The sequence below is a fragment of the Arthrobacter sp. HMSC08H08 genome (assembly GCF_001807575.1).
GTDB classification, from domain to species: domain Bacteria; phylum Actinomycetota; class Actinomycetes; order Actinomycetales; family Micrococcaceae; genus Pseudoglutamicibacter; species Pseudoglutamicibacter albus.
Genome location: NZ_KV789376.1, coordinates 1 through 26870 on the forward strand (window position 1 = coordinate 1; position 26870 = coordinate 26870).

Here is a 26870-nt window from a genome sequence, read left to right on the forward strand (position 1 = left end):
TCTTCAAACCCCGCCAAACACGCTAACCCCACCACACAACGGCACACCCTCACCAAAGCGCGAGCCCCACCAGCCACAGTGGTGGGGCTCGCGCGTTGTCTCTGAGCCCTATGTCCGGCTGAACCGAAGAGCCTGCGCTGGACTAGACGAATGCACCCGCTTTGCGCAGCGCATCGACATACGCATCAAGAGGCCTGCTGGCTGTGCGGTCAGCTTCAATTCGGGCGGTCATCCGGCCGGCAGCATCCCAAACGAAAGCCGTGCGCGTAGCGTGGCCGCGGTCAGCATCGAACGCATCCAAAGACTGAGCGAGCGCGCCGTGCGGCCAAAAGTCGCTCAACGCATCAAAGCCCAAACCCAGCTGATCTGACACGGTTCGTAACGTATAGCGTGAATCCACCGAACACGCCGCCACATACACTCCAGCGGCAGTCCATTCAGGCGAGACCTGCGCGAGCATACTCAGCTCCGAATGGCACACCGGGGTGAAACTCAACGGGAAAAAACTCAAAACCGTGATCTGCCCAACACGCTCAGAAAGCACAACCTCCTCGCCGTGTTGGTTCACCACGGGAACCGAGACAGCTGCCAACCCTGGCGCCGCCCCGGTAGGATTCACAGGCATTCAGTTGCGCTTCCGCTGCTGCAAACACACAGCAGACCACAACTCAGACACATCAACGGCACTCGTCCTATGAAGCCCTGCCGTCGGGGCTGCCTCCTGAATCTCAACAGCGGAAACATGGCCCTCCTCCCCCAGCTTCGGGGTCAAAAGCCACACAACACCGCCGTCATCAAGGTCCGTGAGGGCATCAACCATCGCATCGACAAGGTCACCGTCGCCGTCGCGCCACCACAACAACACGGCGTCGACAACCTCATGCTCGTCCTCGTCCAGAATCGGCTCGCCAGTGACCTCCTCGATCACCTCACGCAGCTCAAAATCGACATCCTCGTCATAACCGAGCTCTTGAACAAGGTGATCCCCAGAGATCCCCATCCGCTGAGCAGCACCCTCATACGGCGCCGTCCGAACGCTCACGTTTCAAATCCTTTTCAATAGAACAACGAAAACACTCCCCCGTTCGGGGTACACGTCCTAGAAAACACGTTTTCAGCGCGCAAAACAACTGAACGCGCCAAAACGGCTTGCCCACCGGACTACGATGGGAAGAAGAGAGTTCACTCAACCGTTGAAAACGGTGAAGGAACAAGAACCAGAACTGTCAGCACTAGAAAGGGAACGGCCTTGGCTCAACAGGACCATCACATCACCGACATCCGTAGCGGATTGGTGAAACATCTGTCTGACACCGACCCAGAAGAAACCAAAGAATGGCTCGAGTCATTCGACGGGCTCGTTGAAGCACACGGGACCGAACGCGCCGAATACATTGTGCGTTCCCTCCTGCAGCGCGCCGGCGCCAAGTCCGTTGCCGTGCCGATGGTCACCACCACCGACTACGTCAACACGATCCCGGTGGACCAAGAACCAGAATTCCCGGGTACTGAAGAACTTGAGCGTGCCTACCGCCGTTGGATCCGCTGGAACGCAGCAGTCATGGTCCACCGTGCACAAGCGCCAGGCTTGTCCGTAGGTGGCCACATCTCCACCTATGCAGGTGCCGCGACCCTCTATGAGGTCGGTTTCAACCACTTCTTCCGCGGCCCGGGCCACGATGGTGGCGGCGACCAGATCTTCTTCCAAGGCCACGCTTCCCCCGGTATGTATGCGCGCGCCTTCCTCGAAGGACGCCTCACTGACGAGCAGCTGGATTCCTTCCGTCAGGAGAAGTCGAAGGCACCAAACGGTTTGCCGTCCTACCCGCACCCGCGCATGATGCCTGACTTCTGGCAGTTCCCGACCGTTTCGATGGGTCTTGGCCCAGCGAACGCTATCTACCAGGCACAGTTCAACCGCTACCTGCACAACCGCGGCATCAAGGACACCTCCCAGCAACACGTTTGGGCATTCCTTGGCGATGGCGAAATGGACGAGCCAGAATCGCGCGGATTCCTGCAGCACGCCGCCAACGAAGGCCTCGACAACCTGACCTTCGTCATCAACTGCAACCTGCAGCGCCTCGACGGCCCGGTCCGCGGTAACGGCAAGATCATGCAGGAACTTGAAGCCTACTTCCGTGGCGCCGGCTGGAACGTCATCAAGGTTGTGTGGGGCCGTGAATGGGATGCCCTGCTGGAGAAGGACCACGATGGTTCGCTCGTGAACATCATGAACGAAACACCAGACGGCGACTACCAGACCTACAAGGCTGAGTCCGGTGCTTTCGTGCGTGAGCACTTCTTTGGTAAGTCCCCACAGACCAAGGCGATGGTCGAAGACATGAGCGACCAGGAAATCTGGCAGCTCAAGCGCGGCGGCCACGACTACAACAAGGTCTATGCGGCTTATAAGGCCGCTACTGAGCATAAGGGCCAGCCAACCGTGATCCTCGCCCAGACAGTCAAGGGTTACGGCCTCGGCACCCACTTCGAGGGCCGCAACGCGACCCACCAGATGAAGAAGCTCACCCTGCAAGACCTCAAGGATTTCCGCGATCACCTGCGTATCCCGATCTCGGATGAAGAACTTGAGAAGGATCCGGCGCGCCCGCCGTACTACCACCCGGGCATGGACGATGAAGCGATCCGTTACATGATCACCCGCCGCCAGGCGCTCGGTGGTTTCGTGCCGGAACGCCGCGAACGCACTTCCGCGATCGCTCTACCGGATAAGACCGCATACCGCGGCGCAAAGCGTGGTTCTGGCCGTCAGGAAGCCGCAACCACGATGGCGTTCGTGCGTCTGTTGCGCGATCTGATGCGTGACAAGGAATTCGGCCACCGCATCGTGCCGATCATTCCGGACGAGGCACGCACCTTCGGTATGGACTCCTTCTTCCCTACCGCGAAGATCTACAACCCGCAGGGTCAGAACTACGTTTCGGTGGACCGCGATCTGATGCTTGCGTACAAGGAATCCCCGCAGGGTGTCATTCTGCACACCGGCATCAACGAAGCCGGTTCCGTTGCGGCACTAACTGCGGCAGGTTCGTCGTATTCGACGCATCAAGAACCGATGATCCCGGTCTACATTTTCTACTCGATGTTCGGTTTCCAGCGCACTGGTGACAGCATTTGGGCTGCCGCTGACCAACTGGCACGTGGCTTCATGATCGGAGCGACCGCTGGTCTGACGACCCTCACCGGTGAGGGCACCCAGCACATGGATGGTCATTCGCTCATCTTGGCTGCGACCAACCCGGGTGTTGTCTCCTATGACCCTGCCTATGGCTACGAGATCGGTCACATCGTCCGTGACGGGCTTGAACGCATGTACGGCGGCGAGCACCCAGATCCGAACGTGATCTACTACCTCACGGTCTACAACGAGCCGATCAAGCAGCCGGCAGAACCTGATGACGTCGATGTTGAAGGCATCTTGAAGGGTATCCATCAGGTGTCTAAGGGTGAGGCTGACGGCCCAACGGTTCAGCTGCTCGCTTCCGGTGTTGCCGTTCCATGGATCTTCAAGGCACAGGAGTTGCTCGCTGAGGACTGGGGTGTCAACGCTGATCTGTGGTCCGTGACCTCGTGGTCGGAGTTGCGTCGCGACGGCCTGCGTGCTGAGAAGCAACGCTTCCTGCACCCTGAGTCCGATGCTCCGGTTCCTTACGTGACCGAGAAGCTCCAGGGCGCGGACGGTCCGTTCCTCGCGGTCAGCGACTATCAGCACCATGTGCCGGATATGATCCGCCGTTTTGTGCCAGGCGACTACACGACGTTGGGTGGCGATAATTTCGGTTTCGCCGATACTCGTCCTGCGGCTCGCCGCTACTTCCACATCGATGCCGAGTCAATTGTTGTCCGTGCGCTCCAGCAGTTGTCGGACCGCGGCGAGATCGATAAGGATGTTCCAGCTCAGGCGATCAAGAAGTACGATCTGCTCGATGTCAACGCTGGTTCGACCGGCGGTGGCGGCGGCGACGCCTAAGCCACATCAGCTGACCTAGCTCTAGGGTGAGGCGGCTTGCGCACCACGTGCGTAAGCCGCCTCACATCGTTAGCATTAGCAACACCAAGGAATCTAAAAGCCGTCAGGAGGGACAAGCATGCTTAACATGCCCGGTGAAGACGGCGTTACCAACAGCGGTGTTCCTGATGGCAATGGCGCTTTGCAAGAGACCGGGCTACATGCGTCCGAGCTGGTCACCGAATCCGGTGGGAGGGAAACGCACCCGGCTGGCACATCGATCCCTTCGCAACGTTCCTTACGTCTTGCCGCAACAGTGTCTCAGGCACCGGTTGCGGTGGAGCGGCTCAAAGCACAGGTTGGCCAGCTCTCAACCCTTGCGTTGAACGCATTGGATCAGCAGTTGCCGTGGTATCGCTCGCTTCTACCTGATCAGCGTTCCGCCTTGGGGCTGGTTGCTCAGCGCGGTATCACGCATTTTGTGCAGTGGTGTCAAGACCCTGACACCCCGGCGTGGGTTCTGGCGGACGTGTTCGGTTCCGCTCCGAGTGAGCTCTCCCGCGCTATCTCACTGCAGCGTGCGCTGCAGCTGATCCGTACCGTGGTTGGGGTTGTCGAGGACGAGGTTCCCGAACTGGCTGAGGCTTCCGAACAGCCTGCCCTGCGGGAAGCTGTGCTGTTGTATTCGCGTGAGATCGCCTTCGCTGCAGCCGATGTGTATGCACGCGCCGCTGAACGTCGCGGCGCATGGGACTCCCGGTTAGAAGCGCTTGTTGTTGATGCTGTGTTGCGTGGTGAGGGCGCTGACGCGTTGCGTTCCCGATTATCTGCGGTGGGTTGGCGTTCCGTGGATTCGTTTTGCGTTGTTGTGGGCCGCACTGCTGGGGAATCAACCGCGAATAATGTGGCTGACATCCGGCGGGCGGCGATGCGCGCCGGCAAGGACGCAGTCATCGGGATTCAGGGCGAGCGTTTGCTGGTCTTGCTGGGTGGGGTCAACGAAACTGATGGTGCTTTCGAACCGTTGGCGGATCAGTTCGGTGGCGAGTATGTGGTGATCGGCCCCGTGGTGGATACAGTTGAGGATTTCCATAATTCTGCGCGCCAAGCCTTGGCTGGTTTGGCGGCCGCGCCGGCGTGGCCAGATGCTCCGCGGGTAATTCGTGCTGAGGATTTATGGCCGGAACGGGCTTTGGCCGGTGACCAGCTCGCGATCGCTGAGCTCATCGAACGGGTGTATGAGCCGATCGCTGAGTCCGATGCGGTGCTGGCGCAAACATTGTCGACCTACGTTGCAGGTGGCCGTTCACTCGAAGGCACGGCTCGGGAGCTCTACGTTCACGCCAACACTGTCAGGTATCGCTTACGCCGGGTCACGGAGCTGACTGGGTGGGACCCTCTGTTGCCTCGCGACGCATTGGTTTTGCATGTCGCGTTAATCGTGGGGCGCATCCACGATTCCGAGGCTACTCCTTAGGGGTTATCGGCCGCTGTTATTGCCGCTATTCGTGTAGCTCATTGTGTTATCTGGCCAATAGATGCCGCCCCTTGGAGCCGGAATCTCGCCTCAGCGCACGCACAGCTTTGTAGAATGTCTACAAAAGTCGTTGGCGACCTTGGTCTCCCGTATGCCAGCCAGAGTTTAGAAAATTTTGGAAGAGTGGAACACGTGTTAGCAATTGTTTGCCCTGGACAGGGTTCACAGACCCCCGGTTTCTTGAACAGCTGGCTTGAAGAGCCTGCTCTTGCCTCCCGTTTGGCTGAACTCTCCGATGCTGCCGGTAAGGACCTCGCGTGGCTCGGAACTGAAGCCGACGAGGAAACGATCAAGGACACCGCTCATGCTCAGCGGCTCATCGTCGCTGCCGGCCTTCTAGCCGCCGATGCGCTGTTCGGGGAAGATGGCGCGCCGGCTGAGGCCGTGTATGCAGGGCACTCGGTTGGCGAGATCACTGCGTCTGCCATGACCGGCATCATGAGCTACGAGGATGCTTTGCGTTTCGTTGCTTTGCGAGCAGATGAGATGGCTAAGGCTTCCAACGCGCAACCGACCGGTATGGCGGCAGTTCTCGGTGGCGAGCACACCGAGGTTATCGCGGCTATCGAAGCCGCGGGTGCCGCACCAGCCAACATGAACGGCGGCGGCCAGATCGTTGCCGCAGGTAGCCTCGAAAGCCTAGAGAAACTCAATGAGAACCCTCCCGCTAAAGCGCGCGTTATCCCATTGAAGGTTGCTGGCGCTTTCCACACGGACTACATGGCATCAGCGGTAGACCCGTTGCGTGAACTTGCCGAGACCATCACCGCTAAGGATCCGCGCGGAACGTTGCTCACCAACGCTGGGGGCTCCCAGGTGGATACGGGCACGCATATGCTGCGGTTACTGGTGGACCAAGTAACGCGGCCTGTGGATTGGGAGTCCTGCCAGGAAACCATGAAGGACCTCGGCGTCACTGGGCTCATCGAACTAACCCCCGCAGGAACACTGACTGGTCTTGCACGCCGAGGGCTCAAGGGTGTGAAGACTTTCGCGCTCAAAACCCCGGACCAGCTGGATGACGCGCGAGCGTTCATCAGCGAACATTCCGGCAACTAAATATTTGCTTTCGCGGGTACCGCTGATCTTGATCCGTTGATCTTTAGCTCGGCGGCCCCGTAATGATGAACTCTGCCCCGCAACCACATAGGCTTAGTTCAGGCCGTCGACGCAGTGTTGGCGGAGAACACCACAGCCTGCCCAACGATGGACAGGTGCTAAACGATAAAGGAGCCGCTCATGGCAGCAAGCAAGGAAGAGATTCTCGCCGGTCTGGCTGAGATCGTCAACGAAGAAACCGATATCGACGTTGAAGAGATCCAGCTTGAGAAGTCCTTCACCGAGGACCTCGACATCGACTCGATCTCGATGATGACCATCGTTGTTGAAGCTGAGTCCAAGTTCGACGTCAAGATCCCAGACGAGGAAGTTAAGAACCTCAAGACTGTTGGCGACGCCGTCGACTACATCGAGAAGGCCCAGGCCTAGTCAGATGTTGTATCGATGTGCGGCTGGCTCCCCTATAGGCCCTCGAGCTTGAGAGCCCGCCGCACATCGCCCCTAGGCCCGCCCCAACTGTCCGGGCTACTGGGCACACTTATTAGATCTTGACCGCGCGGAAGCCGGTTCAGCGGCACGTAAACAAAGGATGTTCTATGGCACAGAAAGTTGTCGTGACTGGCCTTGGCGCCACGACTCCGATCGGTGGTGACGTCCCCACGACGTGGGAGGCGGCTCTCTCTGGCACCTCGGGTGTCGACAACCTGAACGAGGGCTGGGTCGAGCAGTACAGCCTGCCAGTGAACATCGCCGCACGTGCCGCCGTCCCCGCCTCCGATGTGCTCTCCCGCGCCGAAATCAAACGCAACGACCCTTCGACCCAGTTCGCACTCGTCTCGGCTCGCGAGGCCTGGGCTGATGCTCAGCTTGAAGATGCCGAGATCGATCACGAACGTCTAGGTGTCTGCTACGCGACCGGTATCGGCGGAGTCAATACCTTGCTTGATGCGTGGGACACCCTACGTGAGAAGGGCCCGCGCCGCGTGCTACCGATGACGGTACCGATGCTGATGCCGAACGCCCCTTCGGGTGCGTTGTCGCTGGCTTTCGGCGCTAAGGCTGCGGCACGCACGCCAGTGTCTGCTTGTGCATCCGGTACTGAAGCGTTCGCTCTTGCTGTGCAGATGCTTCGTGACGGTCAGGCTGACATCGTGATCACCGGAGGCTGCGAGGCAGCTATTCACCCGATCACGATTGCAGCGTTCTCGTCGATGCAGGCTCTATCGCGCCGCAACGATGACCCGCAGGCCGCATCCCGCCCGTATGACGTTGATCGTGACGGTTTCGTCATGGGTGAGGGCGCTGGAACCTTGATCCTTGAAACCGAGGAGCACGCCAAGGCGCGCGGGGCGAAGATCTACGCGGAGGTGGCGGGCACAGGTATCACCGCTGACGCGTTCCACATCACCGCGCCGGATGAGTCTGGCAACGGTGCGATGCGTGCGCTTCAGGCAGCTATGGTTGACGGCGATTTCAGTCCTTCCGATGTTGTTCACGTCAATGCGCATGCCACCTCCACCCCGGTGGGTGACATCCCTGAATACACCGCGATGCGTGCTGCCTTCGGCGATGCACTCGATAACGTCGCGGTATCTGCAACCAAGTCGATGACTGGCCACTTGTTGGGTGGTGCCGGCGCGGTTGAAGCTGTATTGGCTGTCCTGGCTCTTCATCACGCTAAGGCGCCGGTGACGATCAACCTCGAGAAGCAGGATCCGCAGATCCCTCTCGATGTCGTCACTGGAACTGCGCGCGAGCTGAAGCCAGGTGTAGCGGTATCCAACTCTTTCGGTTTCGGTGGACACAACGCAGTGGCTGCGTTCCGTAGCTACTAACCTCACCTGAACGAGCAAATGGTCTGGCCCCACACATCGTGTGGGGCCAGACCATTTAAAGCAGTGAATTGGGAGCGGCGGCTAGGAAGCGTTTCGGCTCGCCTTAGCCTACGTGGTGAAGCCAGCGGATCGGCGCGCCGTCAGAGGCAGCTCGGAACGGTTCGAGCTCTTCGTCCCAGGCTTCCCCGAGCGCGATAGAAAGCTCGTGATAGACAGCCGCAGGGTTGCCTTGTCCTTGTTCGTAGGCGTAGCGGATACGGTCCTCGGAGATCAGGATGTTCCCGGCAACGTCTGTTGTGGCGTGGAAGATACCAAGTTCCGGGGTATGCGACCAGCGACCAGCATCCACCCCACGAGAGGCTTCTTCTGTAATTTCGTAGCGCAAGTGCGCCCACCCGCGCAAGGTGGACGTCAAGACAGCGCCTGTGCCCTGTGGGCCAGCCCAAGCCATCTCGGCTCTGAGCATCCCGGGTGCCGCAGGTTGCGCGACCCATTCGAGGGTCGTGTGGCGTTCCACTACGGACCCGATAGCCCACTCAATATGAGGGCACAGCGCTGCAGGGGCCGAGTGTATATACAAGGCGCCCCTCGTCATTGGTTGTGACATGCCGCTCCTTCTTCACTGCTTCGGTACGTCTTCCCCTACGACCGATGCGAAGATAACAGAACGGTGCATCCATTGTGCCAATTACTCAGCTGGTTCACAAGCGCACTATCACTTGAGTCACATTGTTCACTACAGCTTCACGGGTTGCTCAACATCCTTGATTCGCTGCGCCTCACGCTCGCGGGTGTCCTTGCTGATACGCCTTCCTCAGTCTTTCTACTGAAACGTGGGTGTATAGCTGGGTTGTGGCCAAGGATGTGTGCCCCAAGAGCTCTTGCACGCTGCGCAGATCAGCTCCTCCGTCGAGTAAGTGTGTTGCAGCAGTGTGACGCAAGGCGTGTGGGCCCCGTGCTGAGGTATCCCCTAGTTTTTCAAGCTCGGCGTTGACGGCTTCACGGATTTGCCTACTACCCCATCGGCCTCCCCTGACGCCGAGAAACAAGGGTTCGCTACTGCCTCGGTGAGCCGAGGCCGCGGTGATTAGCGCCTTGTCTGCTTCGGACTCGGTTTTCACTAAATGCGGCCGCCCGGTACGTAACCACTCTCGGATGGCTTCTTCTGCTGGAACCCCGAACGGGACTACGCGTTCTTTGTTGCCTTTACCCAGGACTTTCGCGGTTCGCTTCTCCAGATCGACGTCTGAGACGTCGAGCCCTTCGAGTTCTGAGACACGAATGCCGCTGGCGTAGAGGAGTTCGAGTGCGGCCTGATTGCGTAGGCGGACGGCGCGCTGCTGTTTGGTTTCGGGCGGGTCATCCGTTGGCTGGGCCGAATGGGTCAAAAGCCGTTCAGCCTGCTGGTTTTTGAGAACCTGAGGAAGATGCTGGCTACGCTTGGGTGCTTTAAGGCGGTTCGATGGATCGCTCTCGATATAACCTTCACGCAGAGCCCATGCAAGGAAGGTGCGAGCCGATGCGGCTTGCCGCGCCAACGTCGCCGATGCCCTACCTTCATGTGCCGCATGGGCGAGCCATGACCTCAGCTGCGCAATGGTGATGCTGCGCAGAGCTGTCGCCTCGTCAGTTTCGAGGTCTAGTCCCGCGTGCTTGCACAGGGCAGTGATGTCTGTGGTGTAGGCGCGGATCGTGTGTTCTGACCTGCCGCGTTCGTAACGTAAGTGCCGCGCGAACGCATCGAGGGCATCGTTCAGCGAGTTCTCCACGGCCCTTCCTGCCTTACATACGTGTACCTACCTACCAGGAGTCACCTGCTGGGACTCATACACCACCTTACACACGCAGCATTCTGGGCACTCCTAGGGGCCGATCTTCCCGCGTTTCCACATTTGGCCACGCTGGACAGCAAGCCCTCGCCTATGCAGCTGGCTCAGTACGGGCATCGCTTCTGGCACGGATAGCCCAGCGATCGCGAAGACCTCATCCAAGTTGCGGTAAGTTCGTGGCGACAATGCTTCAACGATGCGTTGTTCGAGGGCAGTCAATCCATCGGTTAGCCGTGCCGCTGCAGGGGCCGGGTCACTACCGAAAAGGGCTGGAGTTTGCCCGGCTTGCGCTTGCATCGCCTGGGTGTTCGTGCTGAAGCCGAGGGTTTCACAAAGTTGTGTTGCCGATGCGACTAGCTCTACCGGATAGTCTCTGATGAGTCGATGGGGCCCGGCTGAAGCCGCCGATGTTACCGGTCCCGGGATCGCGCCGACCCATCGGCCGATCTCGAGCCCGTGCACCGCGGTTGAGATCGCACCTGATCGGTGCCGGCCTTCGGTCACAAGGATTCCGCGGCTGAGTGCCGCGATGATCCGGTTGCGGGCTAGGAAGCGCCACCGCATCGGTGAAGCCCCTGGTGCGGCTTCAGAAACGATGACATGCTCGGTGCCGATGCGTTCCAACAGTGCCCTGTTTGCCGCCGGATAGAGCCGGTCCACTCCCCCGGCTAAGACAACCGCTGTAGCTAACGGAGCGAGGGAATGCTCAAGCGCTGTACGATGAGCCAACGCATCGACCCCCAGGGCCCCGCCAGAGATGATGGTTGCCCCGCGTTCGGCCAGTTCTGCCGTGTATTCACGGGTTACGTGCTCTCCGTACGGTGTGGGATCTCGTGTACCCACCACCGCAACCCAGCTCTTTGTGTTGGTTGGAACGGGTTGAGAACCCCGCCACCATAAACCGTAGGGTGTTGACTCCCCCAGATCGTTGAGCGCTTCCGGCCATCCTGGATCCCCCGGAATCAGGAACCCGCCGCCCTGGGACGTGATGAATGCAAGGTCACGTTCGGGGCTGCTCTGATCGCGTCTGCTCGCCCATCGCTGCAAGGCGTGTTCAAGTTTGCTGTGGCGGTGTGCCCGGGCGTTGCTCCCATAGGCCTGCTCAACCGCTTCGCGGTAGCTTGTGTGTTCTTCGGGCAAAGGAGTAGAGCCCATGATGAGTTCCCATAGCCGTACCGCTCCGAACATCTCCAACCCCAGCCGGGCCGGATAGTCATCTGCCTCGGTCACTCGTGAAAGGCCAGCTCGTGCAAGCCGTTCGGCGGCTAAACCCTCATCGTTCATCGATGCCGTGTTGTGTGAGTTCATTAGTTGAATGCCTCCGGTGTTCCTCTCAGGTGTACGGCTGCTGCTACGTCTTCGGGGCTCGGGGCTTGCCGTTCGGCGAGATCAGCGAGGGTCCAGGAGATCCTCAGAACCCGGTCGAGCCCACGTCCGGTGAGTCCGCTGTGAGCGCTGATATTCATCAGTTCTTGCGCGGCGGCACCGGTCAGTCGGAAGCGTTGCGACCTCAAAACTGAGGCAGGAACGGACGCGTTGGTTGCACTTGCGCCGCTGTACACCTCCTTCTGCGCCGAATCGACGCTGGTTCCTCCACTTCTCACGCCGTCAGCCTTGTTGCCATCGGGGGCCACACCCAACCAGCGTTCGCGTGCGGCGGCACGCGCGCGTTCAACCCGTTTCCTGATGCTTGATGAGCTCTCTTCCGCTTCATGAGCTAGTAGCGCTGAAAGACGTGCGGCTGGCACGTTCACGCGAATATCGACGCGGTCAAGCAGTGGCCCCGACATGCGCGCCCAATACCGTCGCTTCGTGAGTGCTGCGCATTCGCATGCAGGGCCTTCTTTACCGCACGGGCAGGGGTTCGCGGCCATGATCAGTTGAAAACGCGCCGGATAGGACGCGATTCCCGCTGAGCGGTGCAGCGTGATGATCCCGGATTCGAGTGGTTCACGTAACGCATCGAGTGTGCGTGCCTGAAATTCTGGTGCTTCGTCTAGAAACAGCACGCCACCGTGCGCACGGGATGCTGAGCCCGGCCGTGGGATACCGGAGCCACCGCCCACCAATGCGGCAGCACTCGATGTGTGGTGTGGGGCTTGGAACGGTGGGACCTTGATCAAACCGGAGACGTGTTCTCCTGACAACGAGTGCACGCTCGTGGTGAGCATCGCTTCTTCGTCTGTCAATGGAGGAAGGATCCCCGGCAGTCTTTCGGCGAGCATGGTTTTGCCTGCCCCGGGTGGGCCTGTCAGCAAGAGATGGTGCCCACCGGCCGCCGCGACTTCCAACGCCCACCGCCCAGTCGCCTGTCCTCGGACGTCGGCCATATCTGGAACCGCAAGCGAGCTCACACTGCTCAGAGGTTCAAGCCGCACACGTTCGCTGTTATGGTCCGCTCGCTTATCCGCCTGGCCCGCTTGTTGCCCGGGGTTGACGATGATGCGTGCATCCGCGCCCAGGTCGATCAAAAGGTCGCTGACGTGGTTGTAGCTGCGAACCTCTATACCCGGAACGAGCCGGGCTTCTTCATCGTTGGCAGCAGGAACCACAATGCGTTCGATTCCCAGTTCGCGCGCTTGAAGCACCGCCGGCAACGTCCCGGTGAATGGCCTCAACGAACCATCCAGCCCGAGCTCCCCTATATAGGCGGTGCTAGCAGGGGACGTGATGTGCCCATCTGCTGCCATGGCGGCGATCAGGATCGAAACGTCGAAGCCGGGGCCTTTCTTGGGTAGCCCCGCTGGAATCAGGTTGATCACCGTACGTCGAGCGCTCAAGGGTATTCCAACGTTGCGGGCCGCAGAACGTACCCTGTCGCGGGCTTCGTTGAGACTTGCATCCGGTAAACCTAACAGAGTCATGCCAGGCAGCCCGTTGCCTATATCGGCCTGAACCTCGACCTTGTGTCCTTTCAGGCCAACCAGCGCGATGCTCAGTGAAGACCCCAGGCCACGCTGATGGGTCGGCGTTGTTGCGACTCGGGGCGGGTGAGTTGCAATCTGGATGTTCGCAGGGTTGCTCATGCCCCTGCCACCTCACGGTAGTGCTCAACCGTTGTTGGCTCAGTAGCGTCCGGTGGCCACACGATCCCTAGAACATCAACCCGGGTATCGACACCGCGTAGAGCGAGGCCGGCTGTATTCTCTCCGGTCCGGGCATACTCCCAGATGAGTCTTTGCAACCGCTCAAACTTAGGTCCGGTAATAGCTTCTGCCGGTAGACCGTAGCCGGTACCGGAACGCGTCTTGACCTCAAGCGCCACGAGCTCGTGTGTGTTGAGGTCGAGCCCGACGATGTCCAGCTCACCGCGGGTCCCGCGCCAGTTCCGTTCAAGAACGAAGATCCCGTTGTTCTGACACCACCCCGCCGCGAATTCTTCGCCGCGTTGCCCCAGCTCTATTCGCCGCCGCACCTTCTCGGCTACGCGGTCTGTCCCGCTGTTCGTCGATGCCATGTTTCCTCCACTGGATGAGCTTGTGTACTCATCTCAGCGTGGAAAGCACTCCCGGTAGCCTCTGCGTAGAAAAATGTGGATAGAACCCGAGAATCAGAAGCTTGTGGAAAGGCGTTAAGGGCTCAGTTATGGACCCGGGACGTCATCGCCTTTGAAGAGGTCAGGCTTGGAAAGTTCTTCAATGTTGACGTCTTTGAACGTGATGACCTTCACGGATTTCACGAATCGTTGCGGCCTGTACACGTCCCACACCCACGCGTCACTCAGCGTGAGCGAGAAATAGATTTCCCCGTTGGACGTCAGGGTTTCCAATTCGACGTGGTTCGCTAGATAGAACCTACGTTCCGTCTCTACTACGTAGGAGAACAGCCCTACAACGTCACGGTATTCACGGTAGAGGTTCAGCTCCGCTTGGGTCTCGAAGCGTTCGATGTCCTCATCACTCATGGGCTTGGTCCCCCTTCCTTGTCACAGTAGCTTCCATGTGCGCCGGTGGGCCTCAGTTGCTCCGTGTTCGCGGATTGCGGCCCTGTGCTGTGCCGAGCCGTATCCTTTATTCGATTCCCACCCGTAGGCGGGGTGAGTTTGCGATAGTTCTACCATGACACTATCGCGGTGCGTCTTCGCCATGATGCTCGCGGCCGCGACGGATGCGCAGTCACGGTCGGCCTTGGGACGGGTTATCACACGCGGTAAGTCCACACTTGCTTCTGCTGGCGCGGCATCCGCTGCTTCCGCATCAAGCCTGACCTCTGATCCGTCAGAATCTAATGCCCTGGACGCTAGAGCGCTGAACAGGTCTGGCTCCGGGGTGCTCAGCCAGTCATGCACCCCATCCAATAAGACCACGACGGGCGCCTTAGCCTCCGATGCTCGTTCGCTGAGTCTTTCGCTGGCTTCCCTATAGGCTCGCTGGCCGGCAAGCCTGAGTGCTGCCACGATCCCGAGCCGGTCGATCTCGCTAGGGCTTGCGCTGCCCACACCCCAGGATACGACCCAGTCCTGAATCAACGGCACAAGCGCTTGACGCAACGCGGGCGAGACGTCTTTGGAATCTCCGAGCCCTACCGGCTGGTCGCTACATTCGTGCGGGGCAACGAAACTCACCCCAACGGTAACGGGACCTGCAAGTGCCCCGCGGCCCACCTCGTCGACGGCTGCGATGATCTGGCCGGCACCCACCAAACCTTGTTCAACGGTGAGGTCAGGGACGTGTCCGCTCATTCGACCAGCCCTATCACTCGCCTTGAGGTTCGCGGTCCGGGACCGCATCGAACGCGCCTTCAGGGTTCGCTACACCACTCCAACGGTCTAGGGGCCACGCGATGAAGTCAGCGCGCCCCACCACGGACTCCATTGACACCATCCCGTTGTCCTTGTCCTGGTGGTAGCGGGAGTCCCCCGAATCGGAGCGGTGGTCCCCCATAACCCAGAGTTTGTCTTTCGGAACAGTGACTTTGAATTCCGTTGCCGAAGGGGCGTCACCCGGATACAGGTACGGCTCGCTGATCTCAACCCCGTTGACTGAGATCTTCCCGTTCGCTGTGCAGCATTCGACCGTGTCACCCGGGAGGCCGATGATGCGTTTAATCAGGTGCTGGGTGCTGTCATCTGGACGCAAACCCAAAAACGTCAGGGTTTTCTCGAAGCCGTTGGGCTGTGCGCTGTGGTCCAGTGGCGGCAACCAGTGCTCGTCATCCTTGAACACGATGACGTTGCCTCGTTCGAGTGTGAACAGATTTGGGAACAGTTGATTCACGAACACACGGTCGTTGACCATCAGCGTGTTCTGCATCGAGGTTGAGGGGATGACGAACGCCCTGAACAGGAAGGTTTTGACCACAACAGAGACCGCTAGCGCGATCACAACGGTCAACAGGATCTCCTTGATGGAAGCCCAGGCGCCACGTTTCTTATGCTCAGCATGCTCGGACTTCTCGGTCTTCGCGTGGCTGTGCCCGTGGGCGTCGTCATTGTGTTTCTGCACAGGAATTTTCCTCAATACTGATGCGTATGACATGAAGCAGGCGCCACCCCCACAAAGCGTGCGGGGATAGCGCCTGCCGGGTGCTCCGAGAGGAGCACGGAAGTCAGTAAGCCGCGCTTACTTCGCGCCCTCGCGCTTCTCGCGGATGCGAGCAGCCTTACCGTGGCGGTCGCGCATGTAGTACAGCTTGGCGCGGCGGACGTCACCACGGGACACAACCTCGATCTTGTCGATGACCGGGGAGTGCACAGGGAAGGTACGCTCGACACCTACGCCGAAGGAAACCTTACGAACCTTGAAGGTTTCGCGAACGCCGCCACCCTGGCGTGCCAAGACGTAGCCCTGGAACACCTGAATACGGGAGTTCTTACCTTCAATAATGTTCACGTGAACCTTGACGGTGTCGCCCGGAGCGAAATCCGGGATGTCATCGCGAAGGCTCTTGGCGTCGACAGAATCAAGAAGATTCATTGTTTTCTCCACATGGAACCGGCCGCAGGTCCGTGAGCCATGATGCATATGGGCGTTACTCTCTGGTGGAGTTCGCCGATATTCCCGGTTCGCTCAACCGAACCGGACCCGACCGTGTTCACACATGACCCCTGCGGCAGTCATGCATGCGGTGGGTGACAACTTCCTTATTCTAACGTAGTTGCTACTCGATGTCAGGTTTCCTCAGCGTGAAGGATGCTCACCTTGGAGGTTCCACCCTAACGACGTGAGTGTCGCTACGTCATGCTTGCTGAGCCGTGCTGTGCGTAAGTTCTCGATGAGATCTGGCCGGCGTTGACTGGTGCGTTCCAGTTGCCAGTCGCGGCGGGCGCGAGCCACTTTGCCGTGGTCTCCCGAAAGCAGAACCGCAGGAGCTTCGCGGCCTTCCCATACGGCCGGTTTGGTGTAGACGGGATATTCAAGTAACGCATCGCCAGCGACTGAATGGCTTTCTTCCACGAGCGATTCCGGATTCCCCACCATGCCTGGGACCAAACGGACCACGGCTTCGATCACGGCCATCGTCGCCACTTCCCCGCCGTTGAGGACATAATCGCCGAGCGAGAACGGAACCACACGGAAACGCTCACGGGCCCATTCGATGACGCGCTCATCGATACCTTCGTAACGTCCGCACGCAAACACAATATGCTTCTCTTCGGCCCACTCATGAGCAACCGGCTGCCTGAATACAGTGCCCGCGGGCGAAGGCACCAACAGCAACGGCGCGCAGGTAGCGTCGGGTTCAGCGCCTGCTTCAACCTGGCTGAGGGCCGTGTCCTGTTCATGCACCGCATCGCTGTCTCTTAGTACTTCGCTGAGCGCTTCACCCCACGGCTCAGGTTTCATGACCATGCCCGCGCCCCCACCGTAGGGAGTATCGTCAACTGTCCTGTGGCGATCGTAAGTGTAGGTCCGCAAATCGTGGACGTGAACGTCGATCAGGCCGCGTTGTTTGGCTTTACCGATCAGGGAGATGTCAAGGGCATCAAAGAACTCGGGGAAAATCGTGATGATGTCGATGCGCATGAAAGCCTACGTCCTGTATGAATACGTCCTATTTGTTTGATGATCGCCGATGCCTCGGCGGCTTACTCGCGGTCCAAGTCGAGAAGCCCTGGCGGTGGTGTCGCGGTGACCACTCCGGCATCAAGGTCGATTTCGGGGACGATCTCCTCAACTAGCGGCAACAGCGTTTCGGAGCCATCGCTCAATTCAACCTCGAGAAGGTCCTGGGCGGGACCGGTATGGAGAGCCGAAACCTTGCCGATCACCTCACCGTCTACGTGAACTTCGAGCCCGAGAAGATCGTGTTCGAACCACGCATCATCTGTGGATTCTTCGGCCTCAACATAGAGCATGGTTCCGCGCAGCTCTTCAGCCCGGTTACGGTCGTTGACTTCATCAAAGCCGAGCAGAAGAATGTGCTTATTCCACCGCGCCGATTTCACGGTGAGCGGGCCGCGCGATGCGGGTTCGGTCAGCAAACGTGTTCCGCGCGCAAAACGCGTTTCCGGATCATCCGTTAGAACCTGAACCGTGACTTCGCCTCGGATCCCGTGGGGTTTACCGATGCGGGCTACTTTAACATCCATGTGAGGCCTCTCTAGGTGGAGAGAAGATTTTGAAGAGTTGAACAACGATTGAGGTTGACGCCCCGATATGCGAAAGCGACCCTAGCCTGCTTGGGGTTGGCTAGGGCCGCTTTCACAACGATGTGAGAGACGCCGATCTAACTGGGTTAGCGCTGACGGTCGGTGTCCACGACGTCCACACGGACGTCATCGCCACCAGGCAGAGCACCGATAACGGCACGCAACGCTTTAGCGGTGCGGCCTTGCCGGCCGATCACACGGCCGAGGTCCTCCGGGTTGACACGAACCTGCAACACGTCATGCCGGCGTCCGTTACGACGGCGAACATCAACATCGTCCGGGTTATCTACAATCCCGGAAACCAGATGATCCAGTGCGTCTTCAAGCATCAGGCTGGGCCTCAGGCTTCTTCAGTCTCTGCTGGCTCAGCAGCTTCCTCAGCGGCGCCTTCCGCTGGAGCTTCTTCTGCGTCAGCCTTCGACTTCTTAGGGGTGGTTGCCTCTGGCAGGATCACCGAACCCTTGTCTGGTGCAACGAACTCAGGCTTAGGCTCTGGGAGCTTAACCGAGCCTTCCTGACCCTCGATACCCTTGAACTTCTGCCAGTCACCGGTCAGCTTGAGGATCGAGAGAACACGATCCGAAGGCTGAGCGCCAACACCGAGCCAGTACTGTGCACGCTCGGACTCGACCTTGATGGTCGATGGGTTGGTCATCGGGTTGTAGGTACCGATTTCCTCGATCGGGCGGCCATCGCGCTTAGCGCGGCCATCGATGACGACGATACGGTAGTGAGGCTGGCGGATTTTACCCATCCGCTTCAGGCGAATCTTAACGGCCACGTTAGTGGTCACTCCTGTTTCTGTTGAACGGGACGAATCCGCCAAGCTCTGGGGTAAAGCAGCAGTAAACGTCCCAAATGTCCGACGAACGCAGAGAGAGGGGGCCACGCACGCCGAGTACCCGGTCTATTATGCCATGCGTTGGCCTCCAACGCACACCCTGTGCGCGTGTGCCGCCGCACACTCTGACGCCGCCGTTTGACGCTCAAGCACGGATCTATCCGCCGTGCATTCGCTTTTCGGCTACTTACATTTCTCGATTGCCGACTGGCTCTTCGCTTTACGGCTCACTTGCTTTTCGCTTTGCGACTCTTAGGCCACAAAGAGACGGACAGCAGTACGAGTGCCGCACCCACGAGGGCTGTGACTCCACCGATGATCGCAAGGGTTGACAGCGACTGGTACGGAACCGACGGAAAGCTCACGACTTCGATCCCCCTCAGAACCATCAGCCCGCCCGCTACCAAGACCACGACCCCAAGGACCAACCACACGATGTGGCCGATGCGTCGAGGCTGAGTTTTGAGCTGGGTCTCGGTTGCGACCGGGGTCGTTCCCGCTGGGGTCGGCTCGGGCAGACCGGAACGAGACGTTGCCCGGCGAGGCTCCTCCGCCGCGGCTGATGTCTCAGTTGCAGCCGGAGAGTCAGTTGTAGCCGGGGACTCAGTTGTGGCCGGGGCCTCCAAGATAGCGTTGAAGTCCTGTTCAGTTTCCTCCGGTTCGGAGTCCTTGACGTCCGATCCGGCCAACTGTGATTCGAAACCGCCCAGCGACTCGTCCTTGGACTCATCCTTAGAATCAGCCAACTCTGGCTGGGTTGGATCAGGCTCTGTTGCCTCAGCGTCCGTTACTTCAGGCTCCGTTAGTTCATGTTCCGTGGCGCGAGCCTCGCTTGGTTCAGGTTCCACAAGTTCAGAGTCCGTTACTTCAGGCTCCGCCGGTTCAGACCCATCCAGTTCATACCCCGCTAGTTCAAGCTGAGCAGGGTCTTCGTCCGGCTGATCGGACTCACGCTGTTCAGTCGCCTCGATCTCTCCGGCGGCCGTCTCCTCTGTGACTGCCTCTTCAGTGGCTGTCTCTTCAGCATCAGGCTCTGTTTCAACCGCGTCGTCCTCGGCAACGTGCGCCCAGGTAGATTCCGCATCTCGGCCGGAAACAGTTGCTCCCGCTGGTGAACCAACACTGCGTACAGAACCGCCATCCGGTGAGCCGCCGTCGAACAGCTCAACCCAATCCGGGTCTTCCCCTAATGCTTCAAGCATCGCGCGTGTCGCAGAGTACGCACCGTCTTCAACGGCGTGCTCGTCTTCCTCGCCAGGCATGAGCCCGTCTTCCAGAGGTGCCAACGCGCCACCTTCAGGGTCCACACCACGAACGGGTGCCTCGTTGATCGCGGTCACCAACGCATCGACACGCTTTGGCGGAAGCATCGATGCCAACGCCTTAATGTCGTCTTCGCTCAGCGGCGCAAAATCTTCCTCGAGCCTCAACAAGAGCGAAGCCGCCTCAGAGCCTGCCGGGCGATACATTTCTGGCAATACGATCGGGCGGCAACGAGCCCCCGCATACGTATTGATCAGCGGAGTGTTCCGGGCGGCACGGCGACGACGTGTCACGGGTTCGTTGCCTTCATCAGACGGGCCCCACAGCACGACATCAACGCGGCCAGCGTATTCCCTGATAGAGGAGGAAAGCTTGGAGGCCCCCGGCATGATCAACATCGTAGGGTCGGAAGGCGCGGAGTCCAACGCGACAACCGTGCGTTCCCCTTCCGACATCCAACCTGAAACGTCACTTCGGTCGAGTGCTTCTTCGACTGCATCCGGGCTGACGGTATCCACCAACAGAATCGAGGTGATCCGCTCTTCAAGCACGCCTGCGATCTGGCGGTCGCTGAACTCTTTCGGAGACGCCAAAACAGCGAAATCCCCCGATGCGGGGTCACCGTTGACGATAACGGCGCCGGTGCTCTCGTGAAGCTTCGCAGCGAACTCTTCGCCTCCAAGGCTGGGCTCAATAGCTCCGTCAGCTTGGGCGGTCAACACCCGTGTTTCGCGCATCGGCAAAACCAGTTCAACAGCCAAGCCGCGGCGTGTTGGGCGGCCAGGACCCATGAGGCCAATAATCTTGCGTTGCGTCAAGATCTGCGTGAGACCGTCAACGCGTTCTTGCTGGCCCACCGGGTCAGTCACCGGCCACGCAACAGTCACACGCCATACAGTCTGGCGCTCCGACTCCAAAGATGTGTTCGAGGCGATCACTGCTGATGATCCTTCCTTAGAGTTCCATCCTGCCCTTGATTACCCTGCGAGCCCCGTTGAGCCCTTTGTCTCTTAACTTTGATGCCAGACACGGCCGCAATCAAGCCTGCCACGGCATCCAGACCCAAAACGAAAGCAACAATGAAATTGGCTGCGCCAATTGAAAAAGGCCTCAGCACCAAACAGGCCACAGCCAGCACGACCCACAGGATCGAGAGCATGATGGCGGCAACCGGGTAGCGGCTGCGCCACGTCCCTGCACCGGGTGCCGTAACCGGCCGGTTGCGCCCCGTTGTGGCAACACTTGCGCGCGCCTGGCTGAGCGCTTCCCTGCTTGCGCGTTCGTGCTCGCTTTCATCTAGCGCCTCAACAACGCGCACACCGTCCACCTGAGTGAGTCCCAGAGCAATCGAAGCCCACTTAGGATCCTGTCCCAATAAAGTCAAGGCTTCTTCGAGCGGTTCACGCACCACGGTCGCTGCGCGCGCACTCGGCGTATCGATCGAAGCAGCAGCGAGTTCAGCCACTTCAGCCAGGTACTGAGCGGCTTGCGTCTGCGCTTGCTCACTCACCACACCGACAGACCCGAAGCGGTCTTTCACTCCGGCGTTGGAGCCGCTGTCCCATGCCAGATCTGGGGCCGATCCGGCGCGCGAATCAGCGCTCCACATCCGTAGAGAAACCACGATGCCCGTTTCAGCTCCGGGCTCCGTTGCCTCACCCAGGCCTGCGTCAGTGGCTGGTTCAGTTACAGAACGGGCACCGGCAGGATAAGCCGAAAGCAACATCATTGCGCGAGAGCCCGCCAACAGGCTACGAGACTGCACGGAGGGAGCATCAAGCAATACGGCATCTTCAACCCAACGAGTACCTGCCCCGCCGTTCTCTGGTGTGTCCACACCGGTCAACACGGCAGGCCCTAATAAAGACACGCCATACTGTGCAGCACCCGCCGCCTGGTGTGCGGAACGATCTGCGGAACCGTCAGCAGAATCCGAGAAGTGACGCTCACTCATCGCTTCACCGCAAGAACTTTTCAAAGCCCTTAGGAAGCTGCAAATCCTCAGGCTTGAGATCCTGTTTCTTAGCGAAGGACGAGCCCGCCTGCTTATGGCCTTGAACCTTCTCGCCCCGAGCCGCCGCTGCAGCGCGTGCCGGGTTGCCGTACTTCTTACCGCGCTTCTTATTCGCCCCGCCCTTACGGCGAGCAGCACGACCACCCGGAATACCAGGCATCGCACCCTGAGCGGCCATTCGTTTCATCATCTTCTGAGCCTGGGTGAAACGCTCAAGCAACTGGTTCACCTCAGACACCGAAACACCCGAACCACGAGCGATACGGGCACGGCGCGAACCGTTGATGATCTTAGGGGCGGCGCGCTCATGCGGAGTCATTGAACGCACAATCGCCTCAACACGGTCCGCCTGCGAATCATCAAACTGCTCAAGCTGACGCTTGTCGATACCCATGTTCGGCATCAATGCAAGCATCTTCTTCATGGAGCCCATCTTCTTGATCTGCTGCATCTGAGCCAAGAAGTCATCAAGGGTGAAGTCCTCCTGATCGGCGAACTTCTTAGCCATGCGCTCGGCCTCAGCCTTATCCCACGTGCGCTCAGCCTGCTCGATCAGGGTCATGACATCGCCCATATCCAGGATGCGCGAAGCCATACGGTCAGGGTGGAAAACCTCAAAATCGCCGACGTTCTCGCCCGTGGAGGCGAACATGATCGGCTTACCCGTCACCGAAGCGACAGACAACGCGGCGCCACCACGCGCGTCACCATCAAGCTTCGACAAGACAACACCCGTGAAATCAACACCCTCATTGAACGCCTGTGCCGTGGCGACCGCGTCCTGACCGATCATCGCGTCGATCACGAACAAGACCTCATTCGGGGAGATCGCGTCACGAATGTTGCGAGCCTGCTGCATCAACTCGGCGTCAACACCAAGACGACCAGCGGTGTCAACAATCACCACATCGTGCTGCTTCTGGCGAGCCTCAGAAACACCGTTACGCGCAACCACAACCGGGTCACCCGTAACTTCCTCGAACTCAGATTGCACACCAGGATGAGGCGCATAGACAGGGACACCTGCCCGCTGCCCAACAACCTGCAACTGAGTCACAGCGTTCGGGCGCTGCAAGTCAGCGGCAACCAGCAAAGGAGTGTGCCCCTCAGAAGAGAGCCACTTAGCCAACTTACCGGCCAACGTCGTCTTACCGGCACCCTGCAGACCAGCCAGCATGATGATGGTCGGGCCAGACTTCGCGAACTCAAGGCGGCGAGTCTGGCCACCCAGAACCTCAACGAGCTGCTCGTTGACGATCTTCACAACCTGCTGAGCAGGGTTCAGCGCTTCAGAGACCTCCGCCGAAAGAGCGCGCTCCTTGACGTTGGCCGCGAACTCGCGGGCAACAGAAACAGCAACGTCCGCATCCAGCAGCGCACGCCGGATCTCACGGACGGTACCGTCAACATCGGCTTCCGAAAGACGGCCCTTGCCGCGCAGATTCCGGAACGTCGAGGTGAGGCGCTCTGTTAAAGAATTGAACACGTTGTCCTGCTCACTTATCTGATTGAACTGATGTAGGTGAGGGCCTACATGTTTACGTATCGACGAATCATTTTAGCCCGTCCGCTACATTGCTTCCTGCTGGTGTAACGGACCGCGCACTCGAATCAGTCGAGAATAGCGTCCACGAACGCTTCCGGTTCGAAAGGAGCCAAATCATCTGGGCCTTCGCCTAAGCCGACCAACTTCACTGGAACGCCCAGCTGGCGTTGGATCGCAACCACGATGCCGCCCTTGGCCGTACCGTCAAGCTTCGTCAAAACGATGCCGGTGACATCCACGACTTCAGAGAACACCTTGGCCTGGCTCAAACCGTTTTGTCCCGTCGTTGCATCCAGAACCAACAGAACCTCGCGCACCTCGGCCCGTTTGTTGATCACGCGTTTGATCTTGCCGAGCTCATCCATGAGGTTAGAGCGGTTCTGTAGGCGCCCCGCGGTATCCACCAAGACCGTATCGACCTCAGCCTCAATACCCTTATCGACCGCATCGAAAGCAACCGATGCCGGATCAGCGCCTTCCCTATCCGAACGCACCGTAGGCACACCTACGCGCGAGCCCCAGGTCTGCAACTGATCAGCTGCAGCGGCACGGAACGTATCCGCAGCACCTAAGAGAACATCCTTATCTTCGGCGACCAATACGCGGGCGATCTTACCGATCGTGGTGGTCTTGCCAACACCGTTGACACCAACAACCAGGATGACGGACGGTTTGCCGTCCTTCCGCTCGGTATCCAGCGCGCGGTCCAGGCTCGGATCAACAACCTTGAGCAACTCTTCATGCAAGATCTCACGCACCCGCTCCGGGGTCCGGGATCCCTCGATCTTGACGCGTTCACGCAGATTAGAGATCAACTCGTCGGTGGCCTCAGTACCGAGGTCAGCGGCGAGCAACGTCATCTCAACTTCGTCCCACACGTCCTCATCGATCTTGTCGGAGGACAACAGAGCCAAAAGGCCCTTGCCGAAAACGTTGTTCGAACGGACCAGACGGGCACGCAAGCGCGCCAGACGGCCCTGCGCAGGAGCCGGAGTGTCGAAAGCCGGTGCGGCAGTTGCTTCACCAGTGCCAGCCTCATCGACCGCTACCCCACCAGCTGGCGCGCCGTTGGCAGGTGGTGAATGAGCTCTCGGTTCATCCACATCAGCTGAGCCCGCTGGCCCTGTTCTCGGGGCATGCGCGGTGGTCTGCGAGGTTCGAGGTGCATGAGGCACCCGCGGCCGGCGCGCACGCACGACCACAACAATCACGATCGCTGCGATGAGCACCACGGCGGCGAGGCCAATGAGGATCCACATAGTCTGTTCGTTCACATCATTAGCTTCTCACAGACCGCGAGCGCTACAGTCCAAGCTAGAACGAATTCAGCGCCTTTGTGACCTCTTCAACCCACATCCTCGCCGCCTCAGGGCCAGGGTGAATACCATCGGAGGCGATATCGCTTGCATTGACCGCAACCTGATCCCAGTGAGCCACACGAACCCTATCTGGGTTCTCTTGAGCGAACGCAGCGATGTTCTTACGCGCATCCGGAATCCATTCGCGGTCCCCATACGGCATCACGAGCACGAACTTGGTGCCCGGCCCGGCATCTGCCAGAAGTGAGCCGAGCTGTTCCTTGGTGAAGGTCGCGTTGGTTCCCAAACCTAGAACGACGTATTCACGCAACTTCCCGCGTGCTTTGAGCTGCTTGACCACATCCGGGGCATCCCAAATCTGCATACCCACGCTCGCCTGCACCGGAGAGGCCGGATATACCTGCCGAATCGCCGGCACCGAGGCTACCGTGACTGAATCGCCAATGAACGTGATGTTCTTCGACGGGATCGTTGGAGTGGTCTTATCCGAGCCCTTCCCGGACTTATCTTTTGCCTTGTCTTTAGATTTCTCCGGCTTAGGTTTCTTGTCTTTAGCTCCCTCATCCTGGGAGCCCTTACCCTCAGCAGGCTTGTCCTTACCCGAGTTATCCTTGCCCGGTTTAGCCTCAGTTTCTTCGCCGTCTCCGGCCGCCTCGTCAACACCCGAGCCGTCACCGTCCATATCAATAGCTTGAGCCTGCGCGGCCAAAGCCTCCAAACGCTCTTGCTGTTGGGTCTTAGCTGGCGCCGTCCCCACCGCAATCAAAGCAAGTGCTACCACGACGGTGACGGCCGCGCTCCACAGCATCGCCGCCCTATCGGACAGACGCGCCCAGATCTCGGCCGCATAAACGCGGTAGCCCTTCGTCAGGATCGGTTGCTCAATCCAACGGAAAGATGCCGCCGAAAGCGCAAACGTCACAACAACAACCAACGATGCTCGCGCCAGCAGAAGCTCAAGCTCAACCTCACCGCCGTTGGGGTCAGGCATCCACGCGGCAGCCAACACCACCATCGGCCAATGCCACAAATACATCGCATACGAGCGTTCAGCGACCCACCGCAGCCCGGCCGCGAGCAACCCGCGCGGTTGCCAGTGAGCTTGCCGGCCCGTCGTCGCCATGAGCACTGCGGCGGCCGCGGCAACAGAGAACACGAACATGCCGCCCAGCTGCGTGATCGCGGTCTGCTCCTTCAAAACCACAACGCCAACAGCCAGGACAGCCCACGCCACAACGGTCACAAGCGCACGCACCCCAGAGCCTAAGTCCAACTCCCGCGGCATGCAGGCAACCGCAGCACCCAAAAGCAAACCGAAGCAGTGGGTCAACGTGTTCAGGTACGCCTGATCAAAGTCACGAGTCAACGAATACGTGACAGCCATCAAAATGCCAGAAAGCACCGCGACGATCAACGCAACCGTACCTACCGTGCGATGAAGCGAAGACATCTTTTTCGAGGAAGAATGTACGCCCACATACGACAAGCCGATGATGATGATCGGCCAGAACAGATAGAACTGCTCCTCAATCGCCAGCGACCACATGTGGTTCAGAAGATGCGCCTGGTCCTGATCGAAATACGAGACTCCGGCAGCCAGCTGAACCCAGTTCGCCGTTGCCGTGAGCGCACCAGCAACCTGTCTGCCCAAGTGAACCCGCACATCGGGGTTTGCCAGCAACGTTAACGGCAGGATCACGATCAGCATCAGGATCGCTGCGGGCACCAAGCGCCGCAAACGACCCAGATAGAACTTCCCGAAAAACGCCTTCAGCCGGGCCCTCTTAGTGCCCGACTCCACATAGAGGTGCGCGGTGCGTCGCAACAAGCTTGAGGTAATCAGATAACCCGATAGAACGAAGAAGAGATCCACGCCCAGATAGCCGGCCGGAACCGCATCAGGTGCCACGTGATAACCGATAACCAGGAGCACAGCGAGCGCGCGCATCGCATCGAGCACAAAGTTGCGCTGTCGGCCGCTGGACGTTCGGCCTGGGGCCCCGAAGCCTGGGGATGGTCTGCGGGGTTCAACGCGGCTGACCTGGCTCACCTCATTTACCTCT

25 protein-coding genes are annotated in these 26870 nt (G+C 59.4%); 5 read left to right on the top strand and 20 right to left on the bottom strand.

The genetic code is table 11. The features are described 5' to 3' along the window. Positions 1–142: 142 nt before the first annotated feature. On the bottom strand, positions 143–625 hold the full coding sequence (locus tag HMPREF3175_RS01360) for a redoxin domain-containing protein (protein WP_070490344.1): 483 nt from the start codon (positions 623–625) through the stop codon (positions 143–145). Continuing rightward, positions 626–1000 (bottom strand): DUF3052 domain-containing protein, encoded by a 375-nt coding sequence (locus HMPREF3175_RS01365; protein WP_070490564.1) that lies wholly within the window; start codon positions 998–1000, stop codon positions 626–628. Positions 1001–1249: 249 nt separating this feature from the next. Between HMPREF3175_RS01365 and aceE the strand changes: the two genes are divergently transcribed. The 5 genes from aceE to fabF all read left to right on the top strand — a co-directional run bounded on the left by aceE (position 1250) and on the right by fabF (position 8404). Continuing rightward, positions 1250–3994, top strand: coding sequence for a pyruvate dehydrogenase (acetyl-transferring), homodimeric type (aceE, locus tag HMPREF3175_RS01370; protein ID WP_256173841.1), 2745 nt, complete (start codon positions 1250–1252; stop codon positions 3992–3994). A 118-nt stretch (positions 3995–4112) separates the two neighbouring features. Continuing rightward, positions 4113–5450 (top strand): PucR family transcriptional regulator, encoded by a 1338-nt coding sequence (locus HMPREF3175_RS01375; protein ID WP_256173842.1) that lies wholly within the window; start codon positions 4113–4115, stop codon positions 5448–5450. Between the two features lie 192 nt (positions 5451–5642). Next, on the top strand, positions 5643–6569 hold the full coding sequence (locus HMPREF3175_RS01380) for an ACP S-malonyltransferase (protein ID WP_035754288.1): 927 nt from the start codon (positions 5643–5645) through the stop codon (positions 6567–6569). Positions 6570–6749: 180 nt separating this feature from the next. Next, positions 6750–6998, top strand: coding sequence for an acyl carrier protein (locus tag HMPREF3175_RS01385; protein WP_035754216.1), 249 nt, complete (start codon positions 6750–6752; stop codon positions 6996–6998). A gap of 167 nt (positions 6999–7165) precedes the next feature. Next, complete coding sequence (gene fabF / locus HMPREF3175_RS01390; protein ID WP_070490346.1) at positions 7166–8404, top strand: beta-ketoacyl-ACP synthase II; 1239 nt, start codon at positions 7166–7168, stop codon at positions 8402–8404. A gap of 103 nt (positions 8405–8507) precedes the next feature. Here the strand turns inward: fabF and HMPREF3175_RS01395 are convergent, their stop codons facing one another. The 18 genes from HMPREF3175_RS01395 to HMPREF3175_RS01480 form a co-directional block, all read right to left on the bottom strand. Continuing rightward, complete coding sequence (locus tag HMPREF3175_RS01395; protein ID WP_035754213.1) at positions 8508–9011, bottom strand: DUF3145 domain-containing protein; 504 nt, start codon at positions 9009–9011, stop codon at positions 8508–8510. Between the two features lie 172 nt (positions 9012–9183). After that, positions 9184–10173: a tyrosine recombinase XerC gene (locus HMPREF3175_RS01400; protein WP_070490347.1), complete on the bottom strand. Its 990-nt coding sequence runs from the start codon at positions 10171–10173 to the stop codon at positions 9184–9186. 93 nt (positions 10174–10266) lie between these two features. Then, positions 10267–11541 carry a DNA-processing protein DprA gene (gene dprA, locus HMPREF3175_RS01405; protein WP_083285338.1) on the bottom strand — a complete coding sequence of 425 codons (1275 nt, stop codon included), beginning with the start codon at positions 11539–11541 and terminating at the stop codon, positions 10267–10269. Next, entirely contained in the window at positions 11541–13259 is a 1719-nt protein-coding gene (locus HMPREF3175_RS01410) for a YifB family Mg chelatase-like AAA ATPase (protein WP_083285341.1), read from the bottom strand. Before HMPREF3175_RS01410 ends, dprA begins: the two co-directional genes overlap by 1 nt. Continuing rightward, positions 13256–13690 (bottom strand): YraN family protein, encoded by a 435-nt coding sequence (locus tag HMPREF3175_RS01415; protein ID WP_052048179.1) that lies wholly within the window; start codon positions 13688–13690, stop codon positions 13256–13258. Before HMPREF3175_RS01415 ends, HMPREF3175_RS01410 begins: the two co-directional genes overlap by 4 nt. Before the next feature lie 126 nt (positions 13691–13816). Continuing rightward, positions 13817–14137 carry a DUF2469 domain-containing protein gene (locus HMPREF3175_RS01420; protein ID WP_035754210.1) on the bottom strand — a complete coding sequence of 107 codons (321 nt, stop codon included), beginning with the start codon at positions 14135–14137 and terminating at the stop codon, positions 13817–13819. 21 nt (positions 14138–14158) lie between these two features. Beyond that, the gene (locus HMPREF3175_RS01425) at positions 14159–14914 is read right to left on the bottom strand and encodes a ribonuclease HII (protein WP_070490567.1); all 756 of its coding nucleotides are present in this window, start codon (positions 14912–14914) and stop codon (positions 14159–14161) included. A gap of 13 nt (positions 14915–14927) precedes the next feature. Beyond that, positions 14928–15677 (bottom strand): signal peptidase I, encoded by a 750-nt coding sequence (gene lepB, locus HMPREF3175_RS01430; protein WP_239446176.1) that lies wholly within the window; start codon positions 15675–15677, stop codon positions 14928–14930. 117 nt (positions 15678–15794) lie between these two features. Next, positions 15795–16148 carry a 50S ribosomal protein L19 gene (gene rplS / locus HMPREF3175_RS01435; RefSeq protein ID WP_035754209.1) on the bottom strand — a complete coding sequence of 118 codons (354 nt, stop codon included), beginning with the start codon at positions 16146–16148 and terminating at the stop codon, positions 15795–15797. 204 nt (positions 16149–16352) lie between these two features. Next, the gene (gene trmD, locus HMPREF3175_RS01440; protein ID WP_070490349.1) at positions 16353–17198 is read right to left on the bottom strand and encodes a tRNA (guanosine(37)-N1)-methyltransferase TrmD; all 846 of its coding nucleotides are present in this window, start codon (positions 17196–17198) and stop codon (positions 16353–16355) included. A 62-nt stretch (positions 17199–17260) separates the two neighbouring features. Continuing rightward, the gene (gene rimM / locus HMPREF3175_RS01445; RefSeq protein ID WP_070490351.1) at positions 17261–17764 is read right to left on the bottom strand and encodes a ribosome maturation factor RimM; all 504 of its coding nucleotides are present in this window, start codon (positions 17762–17764) and stop codon (positions 17261–17263) included. Between the two features lie 146 nt (positions 17765–17910). Further along, complete coding sequence (locus tag HMPREF3175_RS01450) at positions 17911–18153, bottom strand: RNA-binding protein (RefSeq protein ID WP_035757153.1); 243 nt, start codon at positions 18151–18153, stop codon at positions 17911–17913. 11 nt (positions 18154–18164) lie between these two features. Continuing rightward, the gene (gene rpsP, locus HMPREF3175_RS01455) at positions 18165–18605 is read right to left on the bottom strand and encodes a 30S ribosomal protein S16 (RefSeq protein ID WP_035757211.1); all 441 of its coding nucleotides are present in this window, start codon (positions 18603–18605) and stop codon (positions 18165–18167) included. 287 nt (positions 18606–18892) lie between these two features. Then, positions 18893–20866, bottom strand: a complete 1974-nt coding sequence (locus tag HMPREF3175_RS01460) for a prolipoprotein diacylglyceryl transferase (protein ID WP_070490352.1) — start codon at positions 20864–20866, stop codon at positions 18893–18895. Next, entirely contained in the window at positions 20863–21882 is a 1020-nt protein-coding gene (locus HMPREF3175_RS01465) for a hypothetical protein (RefSeq protein WP_035757159.1), read from the bottom strand. The genes HMPREF3175_RS01460 and HMPREF3175_RS01465 overlap by 4 nt, the downstream gene beginning before the upstream one ends. Before the next feature lie 4 nt (positions 21883–21886). Then, on the bottom strand, positions 21887–23428 hold the full coding sequence (ffh, locus tag HMPREF3175_RS01470; protein WP_035757162.1) for a signal recognition particle protein: 1542 nt from the start codon (positions 23426–23428) through the stop codon (positions 21887–21889). 125 nt (positions 23429–23553) lie between these two features. After that, positions 23554–24762 carry a signal recognition particle-docking protein FtsY gene (gene ftsY, locus HMPREF3175_RS01475; RefSeq protein WP_070490354.1) on the bottom strand — a complete coding sequence of 403 codons (1209 nt, stop codon included), beginning with the start codon at positions 24760–24762 and terminating at the stop codon, positions 23554–23556. Between the two features lie 40 nt (positions 24763–24802). Next, positions 24803–26857: an acyltransferase family protein gene (locus HMPREF3175_RS01480; protein WP_035757168.1), complete on the bottom strand. Its 2055-nt coding sequence runs from the start codon at positions 26855–26857 to the stop codon at positions 24803–24805. Positions 26858–26870 lie beyond the last annotated feature (13 nt).